Source organism: Streptomyces sp. NPDC006476 (assembly GCF_040612015.1).
Classification (GTDB): domain Bacteria; phylum Actinomycetota; class Actinomycetes; order Streptomycetales; family Streptomycetaceae; genus Streptomyces; species Streptomyces griseorubiginosus_B.
Window position 1 is genome coordinate 205,973 of sequence record NZ_JBEXPK010000006.1, and the last position, 14,699, is coordinate 220,671.

Annotated in this window: 15 protein-coding genes and 1 pseudogene; 9 read left to right on the forward strand and 7 right to left on the reverse strand. The window is 69.8% G+C overall.

Annotated features, from left to right (window positions below; genetic code table 11):
* The first annotated feature begins 157 nt into the window (after positions 1-157).
* Both ABZZ74_RS09370 and ABZZ74_RS09375 read left to right on the forward strand, forming a co-directional pair.
* The gene (locus ABZZ74_RS09370; RefSeq protein WP_356762767.1) at positions 158-1,033 is read left to right on the forward strand and encodes an alpha/beta hydrolase; all 876 of its coding nucleotides are present in this window, start codon (positions 158-160) and stop codon (positions 1,031-1,033) included.
* 57 nt (positions 1,034-1,090) lie between these two features.
* Positions 1,091-1,357: a hypothetical protein gene (locus ABZZ74_RS09375; protein ID WP_356762875.1), complete on the forward strand. Its 267-nt coding sequence runs from the start codon at positions 1,091-1,093 to the stop codon at positions 1,355-1,357.
* A 63-nt stretch (positions 1,358-1,420) separates the two neighbouring features.
* Here the strand turns inward: ABZZ74_RS09375 and ABZZ74_RS09380 are convergent, their stop codons facing one another.
* A complete protein-coding gene (locus ABZZ74_RS09380; protein ID WP_356762769.1) occupies positions 1,421-2,500 on the reverse strand; it encodes a right-handed parallel beta-helix repeat-containing protein in 1,080 nt (359 codons plus the stop codon).
* Between the two features lie 182 nt (positions 2,501-2,682).
* On the opposite strand from ABZZ74_RS09380, the gene ABZZ74_RS09385 reads away from it, so the two are divergent.
* Positions 2,683-2,820: a hypothetical protein gene (locus ABZZ74_RS09385; RefSeq protein WP_356762771.1), complete on the forward strand. Its 138-nt coding sequence runs from the start codon at positions 2,683-2,685 to the stop codon at positions 2,818-2,820.
* A 36-nt stretch (positions 2,821-2,856) separates the two neighbouring features.
* Positions 2,857-3,153, forward strand: a complete 297-nt coding sequence (locus ABZZ74_RS09390; protein ID WP_356762773.1) for a hypothetical protein — start codon at positions 2,857-2,859, stop codon at positions 3,151-3,153.
* Positions 3,154-3,598: 445 nt separating this feature from the next.
* Here the strand turns inward: ABZZ74_RS09390 and ABZZ74_RS09395 are convergent, their stop codons facing one another.
* Both ABZZ74_RS09395 and ABZZ74_RS09400 read right to left on the reverse strand, forming a co-directional pair.
* On the reverse strand, positions 3,599-6,796 hold the full coding sequence (locus ABZZ74_RS09395; RefSeq protein WP_356762775.1) for an alpha-L-rhamnosidase: 3,198 nt from the start codon (positions 6,794-6,796) through the stop codon (positions 3,599-3,601).
* A 439-nt stretch (positions 6,797-7,235) separates the two neighbouring features.
* Complete coding sequence (locus ABZZ74_RS09400; RefSeq protein ID WP_208778237.1) at positions 7,236-7,670, reverse strand: MarR family transcriptional regulator; 435 nt, start codon at positions 7,668-7,670, stop codon at positions 7,236-7,238.
* Positions 7,671-7,867: 197 nt separating this feature from the next.
* On the opposite strand from ABZZ74_RS09400, the gene ABZZ74_RS09405 reads away from it, so the two are divergent.
* The 5 genes from ABZZ74_RS09405 (at position 7,868) to ABZZ74_RS09425 (ending at position 12,050) form a co-directional block, all read left to right on the forward strand.
* A complete protein-coding gene (locus ABZZ74_RS09405; protein WP_356762777.1) occupies positions 7,868-9,037 on the forward strand; it encodes a PP2C family protein-serine/threonine phosphatase in 1,170 nt (389 codons plus the stop codon).
* A gap of 132 nt (positions 9,038-9,169) precedes the next feature.
* On the forward strand, positions 9,170-10,066 hold the full coding sequence (locus ABZZ74_RS09410) for an STAS domain-containing protein (protein WP_356762779.1): 897 nt from the start codon (positions 9,170-9,172) through the stop codon (positions 10,064-10,066).
* On the forward strand, positions 10,063-10,365 hold the full coding sequence (locus tag ABZZ74_RS09415) for a hypothetical protein (protein ID WP_356762781.1): 303 nt from the start codon (positions 10,063-10,065) through the stop codon (positions 10,363-10,365). Before ABZZ74_RS09410 ends, ABZZ74_RS09415 begins: the two co-directional genes overlap by 4 nt.
* A complete protein-coding gene (locus tag ABZZ74_RS09420) occupies positions 10,365-10,808 on the forward strand; it encodes an anti-sigma regulatory factor (RefSeq protein WP_356762783.1) in 444 nt (147 codons plus the stop codon). Before ABZZ74_RS09415 ends, ABZZ74_RS09420 begins: the two co-directional genes overlap by 1 nt.
* Positions 10,809-10,916: 108 nt before the next feature.
* Positions 10,917-12,050, forward strand: a complete 1,134-nt coding sequence (locus ABZZ74_RS09425; protein WP_356762785.1) for a PP2C family protein-serine/threonine phosphatase — start codon at positions 10,917-10,919, stop codon at positions 12,048-12,050.
* Positions 12,051-12,054: 4 nt separating this feature from the next.
* Here the strand turns inward: ABZZ74_RS09425 and ABZZ74_RS09430 are convergent, their stop codons facing one another.
* From ABZZ74_RS09430 to ABZZ74_RS09445, 4 genes and pseudogenes are all read right to left on the reverse strand, one after another.
* Positions 12,055-12,555, reverse strand: coding sequence for a MarR family transcriptional regulator (locus ABZZ74_RS09430; protein WP_356762787.1), 501 nt, complete (start codon positions 12,553-12,555; stop codon positions 12,055-12,057).
* Between the two features lie 142 nt (positions 12,556-12,697).
* Positions 12,698-12,835, reverse strand: coding sequence for a hypothetical protein (locus tag ABZZ74_RS09435; protein ID WP_356762789.1), 138 nt, complete (start codon positions 12,833-12,835; stop codon positions 12,698-12,700).
* A gap of 180 nt (positions 12,836-13,015) precedes the next feature.
* A complete protein-coding gene (locus tag ABZZ74_RS09440) occupies positions 13,016-13,858 on the reverse strand; it encodes a S53 family peptidase (protein ID WP_356762880.1) in 843 nt (280 codons plus the stop codon).
* A gap of 278 nt (positions 13,859-14,136) precedes the next feature.
* A pseudogene (locus ABZZ74_RS09445) lies at positions 14,137-14,691 on the reverse strand (protease pro-enzyme activation domain-containing protein); the annotation flags it as partial.
* Between the last annotated feature and the right edge of the window lie 8 nt (positions 14,692-14,699).

Consider the following 14,699-nt stretch of genomic DNA (forward strand, 5'->3'; position numbering starts at 1 on the left):
AACCGATCGGTTTCCGCTCAGGTAAACAGATCGGTTTCCTCGGCGCAAGTGCGGCACGCTCCGGCGATACCAGAGCACCCTGCTGGACTTGCGCACGGAAACCGATCGGTTTACCTTCTTGGAACTGATCGGTTTCCCGCCACAAGGAGTCCGCGAGATGGCCGTCCACGAGTCACGTCCCTCGATCCAGATCCCGGGGACCACGAGCCACACCATCGCTCCGCGCGCGGGGCGCGGCGGCGAGGGAACCCTGCGCTACCTCAAGGCGGGCAGCGGTGCCCCGTTGGTCCTGCTGCACACCGTGCGCACGCAGGCCGAGCATTTCCGCCACCTCATCCCACTGATCGCGGACCGGTACACCGTCCACGCCCTGGACCTGCCGGGCATGGGCTACTCCGAGGTCGTGCCCGGAGCGTCGTACGACGAGCCGGCCATGCGCGCGGGCGTCGAGCGGCTCCTGACCGAACTCGACCTGCACGACGTGACGTTGGTGGGAGAGTCCATGGGTGCGGTGCTCGCCCTGACCACCGCGGCCGATCTGCCGGAGCGGGTGCGCCGCGTCGTCGCCGTGAACACCTACGACTTCCGCGGCGGAATCGCCCGCTCGAGCCTCCTCGCCCGCGTCGTGGTCAGCGGCGTCCTCACACCCGGAGTGGGCCCGGTGATCGCCGGGGTGGAACCCAAGCCTGCCCTGCGCGCCATCCTCCAAGGGGGCCTCGGCGACAAGAGCGCACTGCGGGGGGACTACGTGGACGAACTCCTCCAGGTGGGCCGCCGCCCCGGCTACCCCACCGTCGCCCGGGGCGTGTACGAGGCCCTGCCCAGCCTCATCGCGGCCCGCTCGCGCTACCCCGGGGTCAAGGCGCCCGTGCACTTCGTCTACGGCGAGAAGGACTGGTCCCGCCCCTCGGACCGCGAGGCAAACCGACAGCTGCTGCCGGCCGCCGACTTCATCCAGGTGCCGAAGGCAGGCCACTTCATCGCTCTGGAACGCCCGGACGTAGTGGCCGACCTGCTGAACACGGTGGCCTGACCGTCGCTGTGAATGCCGTACGTCTTTGAAAGGTATAAATCAATGTAAATATCTGTCATCGGCGCCGGAGCGATCGGGGGCAACCTCGCGGGCAAGCTCGGCGCGGCCGGTCACGACGTCCAGGTGGCCGGCGCCCATGGGCCGGACGCCGTCGCGCCCGGCGTGCTGGAGACCGGCGCCCGCGCCGTGGCACTTGACGACGCCGTCAAGGATGACGCGGGAGCGCCGGCCGGCTCCTGGCGTCAGCTGTCGATGGGCCCCGTCTACTGCACCGAACTGACCCTGGAGGACGTCGTCGAGATGAACCGCGCCGCCCACCGCTGACCGTGGTGGGCCTGCCCCGCGCTCTCCGGGGCAGGCCCATGCTTCTTCGCCGGTCTCTTCCTGTCAGGCCGGCTGCCAGGAGAGGATCGCCTGGTACTGAGACTCGATGCCGCCCGCCGCGATGATGCTCGACGGAACCTGCGCCGACCCGGTGACAGCGTGGTTGTTCTTGATCAGGACCTTCTTGTTGTCGTAGTCGGACGGACCGTTCGGCCAGTAGTTGCCCTCGATGTCCGTGGGGTCGTACGTGCCGTCGCCCGCCGTGTAGTTCACGTGCTTGCTGCCCCACGGCGAGACGTTGATGTTCCACACCGCGTTACCGAGGATCGAGACATAGGTGGCGCCGTTGTCGGTGTACAGGACATGGCCGCCCGAGGTGTTGAGCTGGTCGTGGACGACGTTGCCGACGACCTTCTCGCCGTTCGCCATCGAGGTGCCGGTGATGCCGTTCGTGTAGACGGCGCCGCCGTCGCCGAGCAGCGACATGTGGTCGTGGATCAGGTTGTACGAGATCGTGTTGTTGTTCGAGTAGTTGGGCTGTGCGGGCAGGCTCACCTTGTCCGGCCAGCCGCCCCAGCCGATGGAGATGGCCGTGTAGGGCACATGATCGATCTGGTTGTGGGTGATGGTCGACGTCTCGATGTATCCGGCGTCGATGGCGACCCCGCCGTGGTACTCGGTGGCGGTGTCGTAGAAGTGGCTGTCCTTCACGGTGATTCCGCTGGTGTGCTGTGCCGCACTGCTGGGCTGGGGGATGTCCACGCCACCCAGGTCGAGGCCGTTGCCGGAGATGTCGGTGAACACGCAGGCGGTGACGGTGTCGTTCTGCGAACCGTTGCCGAGGTCCAGTCCGGCCGCGCCGAGATGGACGAAGTAGTCGTGGTCGAAGTGGATGCTGCTGTCGTAGGTGAACCGCACGGCGCCGGGCATCTTCGTCCAGTTGCCGTACGGGCAGGTGCCGCCCGACACGAACGTGCACAGCCCCTGGGTGGCGTAGCCCGTGGTGCCGGTGACCTGGTACGTCGCCTGTATTTCGGAGAAGCCCGTGCCGGTGTTGGAGGTCGTGTAGTTCGCGTAGCTGAACTGGATGCCCTGGAAGCCGATGTGACTGGGTTCGTCCGAGGCCTTTCCGGAGGTCGCCACGAGTGTGTCCAGCGAGTGCCTCGACGTCCGCGGTCGTCAGGTTCTGCCCGGAACGCGGGATGTAGTAGAAGCGGTGCTCGGTCTTGTCCAGATAGAACTCGCCGGGCTTGTCGAGGAGTTCGTAGGCGTTCTCCACCGCGGTCGGCGCCTCGGTGATCGACTTGCGGCCGACGAGGTTGTAGGTGCGGCCCGAGTCGTCGGTGCGCATGACCCGCTGGGTGGAGTTGTTCCAGCAGGGCTGGGCCATGGTGATGACGGTACTGGTGACCGAGGCGACCGGGCAGCGCGGCTCGGTCCACAGTCCGAGCCCGCCCCGGTAGACGAACTCGATCGCCGACCGATTGCGCCAGCCGGCCATGGGGTCGCCGGACGCCGTGGTGTACCCGGTCGCCGTCTGCTTCACCGACACCGGCAGAGAGCCGGTGGCGCGCTGGGCGCGTACGCCGTTCACGTACAGCTGCCTGGTGTCCAGGTCGCTGGGGGCCGGGGCCGACCAGACGCTGCTGTCGGCGCTGGTCCGCGTCCAGCCGGTGACCTGGACACCGCCGCTGATGACCGGACTCTGCCCGGCTGCCGCCTTCCACCAGACGGTGCCGGCCGTGCCTCCGCCGGAGTCCGCGGAGCTGAAGGTGAGTGTCTTGGCCAGCCGGTAAACGCCTCCGGCCAGCGTCACGGTGATCGGACCTGACGTCGACTTGTCGATCGACCGGACCACCGTCTGAGCCTTGGTGAGGGTGCGGAAGGGGGCGTCGGCGCTGGTCCCCGGATTGCTGTCACTGCCGCTGGGCGAGACGAAGTAGGTGACCGCGGTCGCGGCGTGCGCGGGTGCGGTGAGCGCTCCAAGGGACAGGACTGCGCAGAAGAAGGCCGCAAGGACTCGATAAGACCCGATGAATAAGACCAGGGGTCCGGCGGATCTCGCGGCATGCGTCTGTTCTCTTGTCAAAAACATGCAGGAAAGGTAGGGGCAGGGGGGTGAGAGGTCAATGACTGTGGCGTAGATACATCGGACCAATGATGCGGTTCCGTCGGCGACCTGCTGACATCCGCGCCGCCGACGGAACCGCCAGAGTCAACCCCCGTACTCAGGACGGCTGTTCAGGCGGTGAACGTGTGGGTACCGGAGCCGACCCGGTACACGGCACAGCCGTCCTCCCGGCGCAGGAACCTGCCGTGGGTGTGAGTGACCTTCGCCGGGCCGGAGGTCGGGATCCAGACCTCCGCGGTCGTGTTCGGGGGCACCTCGCAGGTCAGGGTGAAGCGGCCGGACCGCAACCGCCACCGGGTGGAGACGGGGCCGTGGACCGAGGTGAAGGTGGCGCGGGCGAAGGTGACCGCGCCGCCCGGTCGCGGGTGGACGACGATCTCCCGGTAGCCGGGCCGGCCCGGAGCGATGCCGGCGATGTTCGTGTACATCCACTCGCCCACCGAGCCGTAGGCGTAGTGGTTGAAGGAGTTCATGCCCGCGTCCTGGAAGCTGCCGTCGGGCCGGATGGAGTCCCAGCGCTCCCACATGGTGGTCGCGCCCTGGTCGATCTGGTAGCCCCAGCTGGGGTAGGAGCGCTGCTGGAGCAGGCGGTAGGCGACGTCGGTGTGTCCCGTGTCGGTGAGGACGGGCAGCAGCCGCGGCGTACCGAGGAACCCGGTGGACAGGTGCCAGTCCCGGCCCTCGATCAGTGCCACCAGCCGGTCGGCCGCCGCCTTGCGGGACGCGTCCGGCAGCAGGTCCATCGAGAGGGCCAGGACGTACGCCGTCTGGGTGTCGCCGCGCACCCGGCCGTCGGAGCTGACGTAGGCGTTCTGGAAGGCCGTTCGTATCCGTCCGAAGAGATCGCGGTACGGCTGGGAGTCCTCGCCGAGTTCGGTGGCCATCCGGGCCGCGAGGTCCGCGCTGTGGGCGAAGTACGCGGTGGCGATCACGTCCTTGGGAGTGTCGTCGTCCAGGTTCAGCCAGTCGCCGTAGCCCTCGGCCGGGCGCAGCAGGCCGGTGCTGTGCTGCTCCAGGTAGGTGAGCCAGGCCCGGACGGACGGCCAGGCGTCGGCGAGGACCTGCCGGTCGCCATAGGCCTGGTAGAGGGCCCAGGGGACGGTGACACCGGCGTCGCCCCAGCCAGCCGTACCGCTGCCGAGGGTGCCGACCGCGGGGGCCACGTCCGGGAAGGCGCCCGCCGGGGTCCGCGAGTCCCGCAGGTCGACGAGCCACTTGGACAGGAACCGCGCCGACTCCATGGTGTAGGCGGCGGTCGGCGAGAAGACGTTGATGTCGCCGGTCCAGCCGAGCCGTTCGTCGCGCGCCGGGGTGTCGGTGGGCACGGACAGGAAGTTTCCGCGCTGCCCCCAGGTGATGTTGCGGTGCAGCTGGTTCAGCATCGGGACGTCGGTCTCGAAGTCGAGGGTGAAGGGGGCGTCCGTGTGCATGACCCGACCCGTGACGGTCTTCGCGGTGGGGGTGCCGGGGAACCCCGTCACCTCCACGTACCGGAACCCGTGGGAGGTGAAGCGGGGTTCGTAGACCTCCTCGCCGCGGCCTTTGAGGGTGTAGGTGTCCGTCGCCGCCGCGCTGCGCAGGTTCGCGGTGTAGACGGTGCCGTCGGGGTTGAGGACCTCGGCGTGCCGCAGCCGGACGGTCGTCCCCGCGGCACCGGAGACCCGCAGCCGTACCGAGCCGACCATGTTCTGCCCCAGGTCGAAGACGAAGACGCCGGGCCTGGGCCGGGTCACCGCCTTGGGCGTCAACTCCCGTTCCACACGCACCGGTCCGTCGACCTGGGCGACGATCAGACCCGGTCCGATGTCGCCCTCGCCGCGGACCGCGAGCCAACTCCCGTCGTCGAAGCCGGGCGAGGTCCAGCCGGGGGTCTCCTTGCGCGCGTCGTACGTCTCGCCGTTCAGCAGGTCGGCGGCGACGATCGGACCGGCGGCGGCCCGCCAGTCGGTGCCGGAGGTGACGCGGCCACTGGTCCCGTCCGCGTACTCGACCTCCAACTGCGCCAGCAGCGCCGGGTGCGGGCCGTACTGGCCGGGCCCGAACATGCCCACGTTGCCTGCGTACCAGCCGGGGGCGAGGTAGGCGCCGATGGCGTTGGCGCCCGGTCTGAGCAACTCGGTGACGTCGTACGTCTGGTACTGCACCCGCGTGCGGTAGTCGGTCCAGCCGGGGGCGAGCTGGTCGGTGCCCACCCGGCTGCCGTTGAGGTGGGCCTCGTAGAGCCCGAGCGCCGTGGCGTACAGACGCGCGCGGACGACCTTCTTGCGCGGGAGGTGGAAGGTGTGCCGCAGCTGGGTGACGGCGTACGACACCGGGACGACCCGCCCCCACGGGCCGGAACCCCAGGCCGCCGCCACCCCGGCCGCCGGCCAGGTGCTGTCGTCGAAGCCCAACTGCTGCCATCCGTCCGCCGGTTGCTGGTCGGTGGCCTTCCACGAGCCGTCGGTGAACACCTTCTGCTCACCGGAGGCGGTGCGGACCACGAGGACGGCGAGCAACCCTGCCGGGCCCACGGTCGCGTTGGTGGCGGAGACGGCGACAACGTTTTCCCCGGCTCGCACCTGGTCGATCACGTCGACGACGGCCGGGCGGCGCCAGTCCTCGTTGTCGGTGTCGAGGTCGGTGTGGGCCACCTCGACGCCGTTGACACAGACGGCGTAGACGTTGTCGGCGGTAATGGCGAGCGTCGCCGATGTGATGGCGTCGGGCAGGTCGGCTCTGCCGCGGAACCAGCGGGTGGCCGCCGGCACGCTGCTCGTCGGGTCGCCCTCGGGGAACCAGATCCAGGAACCGCCCTCGAAGGACGGCGCGTCGGTGAGGCTCGCCGGGGCGGAGATCCAGTCGGCGGTCCACTGCCTGGTGTCCATGAGCCCGGTCTCCCACCACGAGGGCTCGCTCCAGGCGGAGACCCGGCCGTCGCCGTCCCAGACCCGCACGGACCAGTGGTAGCGGGTACGGGGCTTCAGGGCCGGTCCCGCGTACGGCACGAGCACCGAGTCGGCGGAGTCGACCTTCCCGCTGTCCCAGACGTCCGGACGGGCCAGCCCCGAGGGGCTGGTGGCGACCCGGACCTGGTAGGCGCTCTGCCGCACCCCTGTGCCCTCGGCGGCCAGCGGCCAACTGAGGCGCGGGCGCGGGGTGTCGATGCCCAGGGGGTGCCGGACGTACTCGACGCTGGGTCCGGTGACACGCGGGCCGGCGCTCCGTGCCGGTCCGGACCCCGGCGCGGCCATGGCCGAACCGCTGTCGACCGCCGCCGCAGCGACCACCGCGGCGGCGGTCGCGAGAATGTTCCTCCTGCTGATCACCACGACTCCTCACACACAGGCAAAGGAATGAATCGATTCAAATGGATGAGGCGTGGCAAACCTAGAGCCGGGTGAGGTGAGGGTCAATCGTCGTGCAACGCTTTTTCACACGTGGGCATTTCGAGGTGCCGCACGGCGTCAGCGACGGGATGGGTGACGGACCGGGCAGTTGAACGGTTTCAATCCGTCGGTCCGTCCACTCGTTCGAGAGACATAGAGCACAACCGTGGCAGAACTCCCCCAAGTCGGGGTATCCGAGTTCGCGTAGGAGCCCTCCGGCGCATTGTTGCTGTTTGACAATAGTAGCCGTGAGGCAACAAAGTAAGCGGGTCGGACGTACGCGGGAAGGACCTGGAATGCTCCGGTGGACGGAGGCCACTCCGTGTGCTGGTCACCGACGTCGAAAGCCGACGGTGACACATGCGTCGCGAACGACGGTTCAGGCGGTTCGGCTGCCCGAATCCGCGACGTCGTCGTGTATCTGCGTCGCCGCGGCGGCACAGAACGCTTCCAGCCCCTCCAGCAGCGCGACCCGCTTGGCGGCGGGCATATCCCGCAGCACCGTCTGCAGCTCCCTCTCCCGGCGGGCGCGCAGGTCGGCGAGGAAGGCGCGGCCCCGGTTGCTCAGGTGCAGCCGCACCTCGCGCCGGTCCTCCGCGCTCACCTCCCGCTCGACGAACCCGGCGGCCACCAGCCGGTCGCACAGCCGGCTGGTGGATGGCGGGGTGGAGGCGAGGGACTCGGCGAGTGTGCGCAGCCTGATGCCGTCCTGGTGCTCCAGGATGTGCAGCACCCGCAGCTGGGACGCGGAGGTGGGCGCCGTCGAGGCCCGGCCCCACACGACCTCCAGCAGCTCAACGGCCGTGGTGGTCACACGCGCGACCTCATCGGGCTCCGGGGGGCGGCGGAAGGCAGTCACGATCACTCTCTCGCAGGCACTGGGGTGCCTGTCAGCGTACTAGCCACGCGCCCCGGCCACCGAGACAACGGTCCGCCCGACGTGGCGCACCCGGCAGCTCGGCCTTGCGCGTGAACCAGGTCGTCCGGCGAAGGATTGGTGTTTCCCTCATCATGAAGAGATTTGTGGCCGCTGAACGCGCTCTGCGTACAGCGGCGCCCCACGAGTTGCTCGACGCCGTACGCGCCGCGCTGCTCGAGCAGTACGACGCGCAGAGCGTCGAGTTGTACATGGCCGACTACGGACTGACCGTGCTGCGGCCCGTATCGGTCCTGCCGCACACGCCGGAGCCGGTGTCGGTGCACAACAGCCCGGCCGGCCGGGCCTTCGGGTCGCAGCGGCCGTATCTGGAGGAAGGGCGGAACGGACGGACCCGCCTGCATCTGCCGGTCAGTGTGCGCGGCGACCGGCTCGGCGTGCTGTCCGTGACCCTGTCCGGCAGTGATGTCGCCCGCCAGTGGGAACCCGAACTCGCCGAGATCGCCAATGTGCTGGGACACGAACTGATCGTGGCCGAGCGCGACACCGACCTGTACCTGCAGGCGCGGCGCAAGGACCGGCTGACCCTGGCCGCCGAGATGCAGTGGCAGCTCCTGCCCGGCCGTTCGTGTTCCCGGCCGGAGTACGACCTCGCGGCCCAACTGGAGCCCGCCTACGCCATCTTCGGGGACAACTTCGACTGGTCGGTCTCCGCCGACCACCTGATGCTGTACGTCACCAACGGTATGGGCGAGGGCATAGAGGCCTCCCTGCTGACGAACCTGGCCATCAACGCACTGCGCAACGCCCGCCGCGCGGGCATCTCCATCGCCGACCAGGCGGCCCTGGCCGACCAGGCCATCTACGCGCACTACCAAGGGCGTTGCTATCTGTCGGTGCTGATGTTCGACTTCGACCTGACCACGGGCCGTACCGTCGTCGTGGACGCGGGTTCCCCGAGGCTGCTGCGGCTGCGCAACGGCAGCGTGGAGCCCGTCGACTTCGACGCCCAGCTGCCCCTGGGCATGTTCGAGGAGACCGACTACGTGGCGCAGGACTTCCACGTCGAGCCTGGTGACCGGCTCGTCTTCGTCAGCGACGGCGTCCATGCCGTCGCCTCGCCGAAGGGGGAGACGTACGGCGACGAGGCTCTCGCCCGGGCCGTTCAGGCCACCCGGCTGCTGCCTGCCGCCGAGGTGCCGCGCGCGATCCTGCGGGAGCTGACCGGCCACCGCGGCGGAGCCGTGCCGGACGATGACGCACTGGTCGTATGCCTGGACTGGCGCGGCAGGGCGCTGGATTGACGGTCCACCGGACCGCCCGGCGGCGGCAGGCGGTGTTGTGGGGCGCGTACACGCCCGCTAATGTTTGTCATGCGGCAACAATTGCCGGATGGTCGGCCGCTCGGCGGGTCGCAGCCTCGCAGCAGGGAGACGATGCAGGTGGCGGAGCAGAACACGGCTTCCGATGCGGCGGGCGGACTGGCTGACTTTCTGCGGCGGCGCCGGGAGCAGATCGCCCAGCGATGGGCCGACGCGGCCTTGTTCCGTACGGTGTTCACCGTCGCCCGGGACGAGGCGGTCGATGCGTCCGGGGCCGTCGTGGACGCACTGGCCGAGGTGGCCGGCTCCGGACGGCTGGAGGATCTCGCGGCTCCGGGGTTCACCGCCGTCAGAGAGCAGCTCGGCCGGATGTCCGCCTCCCGAGGCCGGGCCGGATTCACCCCCGCACAGATCGACAGCGAGGTCGCCGGCCTGCGCGCGCCGGTCATCGCCCTGCTGCGAGCCGAGTTCGACGCTTCCGCGGAGGGGCCCGCACATGACTGCGCCCTCGCGCTGACGGCCCTGATGGGCACGCTCCGCCTGGTGGTGTTGGAGACGACGGTGAGTGAGGGCGAGCAGGTGATCGCCCGGCAGCACCAGCAGCTGCTCGAGGCCGCCACCCCGGTGATCAAGCTGTGGGAGGGCGTCGTCGCCGTCCCGTTGATCGGCATCCTGGACAGCGCCTGCAGCCAGGTGGTGATGGAGAGTCTGCTGGAGGCGATCGTCGAGCACGGGGCCGCGTACGCCATCCTCGAAATCACCGGCGTGCCGACCGTCGACTCGCTCGTGGCACAGCACCTCATGAAGACGATCGCCGCGGCCCGTCTGATGGGCGCGGAGTGCATCGTGTCCGGCATCCGTCCGGCCATCGCGCAGACCATCGTCCATCTGGGCATCGACCTCGGGACGGTCGTCACGCGGGCCGGTCTCGCCGACGCCCTGGCCCACGCCCTCACCGAGCAGGGTGTCGTCGTCTCCCGACACTCCCTCGCGGGAGCGAGCCCGCAGTGACCGGCGCCGCCACCCGTGCGGGCCCGGTGCCGCAGGCGGTGCCCGGGGACGTCCTGTCGGCCACCCCTGACGAGCCGTGCCACGGGATGGCCGGACAACTCCCGCGCCAAGGCGTCCGTCCCCGGGGGTGCGGTCCGGTTGTGATGGACGTGGGCCTGCTCGACATCAGCGGCATCATCGGCCGGGGCGCCGGCGCCTCCTCCCACAAGCCTGTTCGGGCCAGGACGGCCGCGCACGCCCGGTCGTCGGCGGTCACGTGCGCGGCAGCTCCGTCCGCCCACCCGGAAGAGGGTGCGTGATGCATGCCCCACCCGCCTCCTCCACGCCTCTGCCGATCCGCTCGGACGCGGATCTGGCGTGGGTGCGTCAGCAGGTGCGCCGCGCGGCCGTCGGCCTCGGGTTCGACCTGGTCCAGCAGACCAAGCTGGTGACCGCGGCCAGCGAACTGGCCCGGAACACCCTCGTCCACGGCGGTGGGGGCCGGCTGGAGATCGCGGTGCTCGAGGACGCCCCCCGGCGCGGACTGCGGCTCAGCTTCGTCGACACCGGCCCCGGTATCCGGGACGTCGACCAGGCCATGACCGACGGCTACACCACCAGCGGCGGCCTGGGTCTGGGACTGAGCGGAGCAGAGCGGCTGGTGCAGGAGTTCACCCTCGACAGCCGCCCCGGCGAGGGCACCACCGTCACCATCACCACCTGGGTCCCCGGCCTGCCCGCACCCCGCCTTGGTGGGGCGTGAACAAGGTGGGAAGCGCGACATCGCGCGATAGCGTGGAGATGACGAGGCGAGAGGGTGGACACCGTGAGAACGCCTGAACCGCTTCCCTCAGCGGAAGCCGCATTGCGTATGGCAGCCCCCCATGCGCTGGTGGCCACCGCACGCCGCCTCCTCGCCGAGCGGGTCGGCGCCCAGGAGGTGACACTGCTCCTCGCGGATTACGGCCTGACGGTCCTGCAAGCGGTCTCCCACCTGCCGCACACCCACCGCCCCGTCCCCGCTCACGAAGGGCCCGCGGGCAGCGCCTTCCGCACCCAGAAACCGGTGCTGGAAGTCGCGCAGGAGCCGACGGGCCATGTGGCACACCTGCCCATCACGGTGCGCGGGGACCGTCTGGGTGTCCTCTCCGTACGACTGCCCGCCGGGGCCCCCGATCCGGACACGGTGCTTCAGCTGGGTGACTTCGCCACCGCGCTCGGCCATGAGGTCATCACCGCCGGCCGTGACACCGACGTCTACCTCCAGGCCCGCCGCACCCGCCGGCTCACGCTGGCCGCCGAGATGCAGTGGCAACTCCTCCCCGGAGGGGGCTGCGCCCGCGAGGAGTACGTCATCGGCGCCCACCTCGAACCCGCCTACGCCATCGGTGGCGACAACTTCGACTGGTCCGCCGGCGCGGACCATCTCGTCCTCACCATGACCGACGGTATGGGACAGGGGATCGACGCCTCTCTGCTCACCAGTCTCGCGGTCGGTGCCCTGCGCAACGCCCGCCGCGCCGACATCGCCCTCGCCGACCAGGCGTGCCTGGCCGACCAGGCCGTCTACGCCCAGTACGGCGGCAAGGTCTACGCCTCCACACTGCTGCTGCGGTTCGAGCTGGCCACCGGCACCGTGTGCGCGGTCGACGCGGGCTCGCCCCAGCTGTTCCGCCAGCGTGACGGGCGCACCGAGCAGATCGAACTGACGGCCCAGCTGCCGCTGGGGATGTTCGAGGAGACCCTCTACGAGGAGCAGACGTTCCAGGTCCGGCCCGGAGACCGCCTCATCGCCGTCAGCACCGGGGTGCACGGTACGCGTTCCGCCATGGGCGATCTCTTCGGCGAACGTGCCCTGCGCCAGATCCTGAGTGCCACCCGCCCGACGGCACCGCACGAGACGGCACGCGCGATCGTCGCCGGGCTGGTCGAGCACTACGGCAGCAGCGATCTGGCCACGGATGCCGCGGTGGTCTGTCTCGACTGGAACGGCCCCCGCAACTGAGGTCTCACGGGGAGCCGTCGCCTTCCTTGTCGGCGCGGTCCCGAGCCGTCAGGAAGGCCCGGATACCCCGGCTCAGCGCCGTCCGCTCGCCGAGGTCCATGGCCGCGAGAACCATGGCGAGCGCCTGGGATCTGCGCGCGGCCACTTCGGCGAGCACCTGCCGGCCCCGGTTCGTGAGGACCAGTTGCACCTCGCGTCGTTTGTGCGGATGCAGCAGACGCTCCAGCAGGCCGGCCGCCTCCAGCCGGTCACAGAGCCGGCTGGCGGTGGGCGGCCCTATGTCCATGCCCTCGGCCAGAGCGGTGAGATTGAGCCCCGGTTCCGATTCCAGGATCCGCAGGGCCCGCAACTGGTGCGGCGACAGCCGCAGGCTGGCTCCCTGGGCGGCCACCGACCACAGGTCCGCGAGAGCGTCCACGGCATCCGCGATCTCCAGCGCGACGGACCGGGGATCCTCTCCTGATCCGTTCGACCGGTCGTCTCCCGAGCCACTGAGACGAGTCACGCCCACATCACTTTCAGTAACCACCTGCCCGTGCGGATGCCACCCTCACTGAACGCGGTACCCGAAGAGCCGTCGAGCAAGCACCTCCTGATCGTCTCTTGCTGCTTCCGCACATACGCAGGGCTCTGCGGGGCAGTGGCTGTCAGGCGGGCTGGGAGGTCTCCGGCTCGTTCTGCGGGGCGGGCTCGTCGGTTTCCGGGGTGGTGTAGAAGACGGAGCGGCCTTGCTTGGTGCGCTGGGCGTGGTTCCTGGCCACCAGTCCCTCAAGGGTGAGGCGCACGATCTTGGTCTTGATGTCCCGCTCGGGGTGCTGTTGTTGCAGTGCGGTGGCGACTTCGGCGGCGGAGCGAGGCTCCTGCTGGCCGGCCAGGTGTTCGCGGACGAGGTCGACGAGTTTCGGCAGGGACGACGGCGCGGCCGGGGCCGGGGCGGGCCCGCGCTGTGTGTCGGACGTTCGATGTCAGCCGAGCAGCTTGCTCGCCAGAGTCGCGGCGTTGTACGAGCCCCAGCCGGTGGTGAAGTCCCAGCCGGTGGACGCGGAGTAGGCGCCGTTGCTGCCACTGGTGATGTCATGGAAACCGGTGCCGCTCGCCGAGTACAGGGCCGGGTTGGCGAAGCCGAGGTTGGCCTTGCCCGCGGCGGCGGCCTGCTGGTTGTACAGGGCGGCGAACGCCGCCCACTCGGGGGCCGCCGCGCTGGTGCCGCCGACCGAGGACCAGGAGCCCTGCGAGTAGATGGACACACCGGGGCTGGGGTTGGCGTGCGCGGAGACGTCCGGCACCTGACGGTAGCCGCCGCCGGCGCTCTTCTGGACCGCTGTCTGCCAGCTCGGGATCTTGAAGACGGAGGACTTGCCGCCGCCACCACCGGACCAGGCGACCTCCTTGCTCCAGGCGTTGGCGGAGGTGACGGTCAGCTTGGTGCCGCCGACACCGGTGACGTACGGGTCGCTGGCGGGGTAGTCCACGGACGTGCCACCGTCGCCCGCGTCGTCGGAGCCGTCGTCACCGGAGGCGGCGTAGAAGCCGAGGCCCTGGGCCGCGCCCGCCTTGAAGACGGCGTCCACCGCGTTGATGTTGGACGTGGTGCGGGCGCTTTCGGCGGCACCCCAACTGATCGAGGTGGTCGAGATGCCGCTGTCGACGATGGCCTGGTAGGTGTCGACCTCGCCGGCGTCGGAGTTCGGGCCCTCGAAGACGGTGACGTTCGCCTTCGGGGCGATGGCGTGCAGCACCTCGATGTCCAGCTCGACCTCGACCTGCCCGTCGCCGAGAGCGCCGGAGCCGCCGTCGACCTTCTGCACGGTCGGGGTGGGCGAGCCCAGGCCGTAGTTGGTGTCGTACTTGGTGATGTTGGACTGCTGGAAGCCGTCGAACTCCAGCAGGGCGATCTTCTGGCCGCTTCCGGTGTAGCTGCCGGAGACGTTGTACCCACGTTGAGCTGGGCCGGTGTGTAGCCGCCGCCGGGGCCGTTGTGCGGGGAGACGGTCCGGGTGATCGCCTGGTGGTGGAGCTGCACGCGGTTGTTGAGGCCGGCCACGTCGCTGACCAGGTGGGCGAGACCGGACGGCAGTGTCGGCGCGCTGTCGTTGGCGTAGAAGGAGCGCCCCGACCTGGCGTCCTTCCAGGTCGACAGCTTGGTGCCGAAGGCCTTCTCCAGTTGCGCGGCGGTGCCGCTCGCGTCGATCAGCAGGTTGCCCGAGTGGACCTTGCCGATGGTGAGGCCCTGCGCGTGGAGGTAGTCCTTGAGCTGCCCGATCTCCGCGTCGGTGCGACCGAAGCGCGCCGCGAACCGGCTCTTGGTGAGGTAGTGACCGTAGGAGGCGGAGTGCGGGTCGCTGACCTTGGCCACGAACGTGTCGAGAGCGCTGCCGCCTCTGGGTGTCAGGCTGATGGCCACCGATATGCGCTTCCCGGCCACGACGTTCCCGGTGCGGTCCGCGTTCTGCTTCAGGCCCGGCAGAACGTCTCCGGCGATGGCGGCACGCGTGGTGTGCGGGGCGTTCGCGGCGTAGGCGGCGGGGACGACTGCGGTGACGAGGGCCGGCGCGGCGAGCAGCCCGAGCAGTTTCAGACGAGACTTCACTGAAGTCCTCCGGAAAGTGGGGGAGTTGTCCCGGAAGCGGAACGGCTTCACCGTAGGAA

Bases quoted from the DNA above. Each gene is read 5' to 3' on its own strand.
- ABZZ74_RS09405 (WP_356762777.1), top strand. From the start codon at position 7,868: ATGAAGAGATTTGTGGCCGCTGAACGCGCTCTGCGTACAGCGGCGCCC.
- ABZZ74_RS09370 (WP_356762767.1), top strand. From the start codon at position 158: ATGGCCGTCCACGAGTCACGTCCCTCGATCCAGATCCCGGGGACCACG.
- ABZZ74_RS09425 (WP_356762785.1), top strand. From the start codon at position 10,917: ATGGCAGCCCCCCATGCGCTGGTGGCCACCGCACGCCGCCTCCTCGCC.
- ABZZ74_RS09410 (WP_356762779.1), top strand. From the start codon at position 9,170: ATGCAGGTGGCGGAGCAGAACACGGCTTCCGATGCGGCGGGCGGACTG.
- ABZZ74_RS09420 (WP_356762783.1), top strand. From the start codon at position 10,365: ATGCATGCCCCACCCGCCTCCTCCACGCCTCTGCCGATCCGCTCGGAC.
- ABZZ74_RS09390 (WP_356762773.1), top strand. From the start codon at position 2,857: ATGGGGTCGCCGGACGCCGTGGTGTACCCGGTCGCCGTCTGCTTCACC.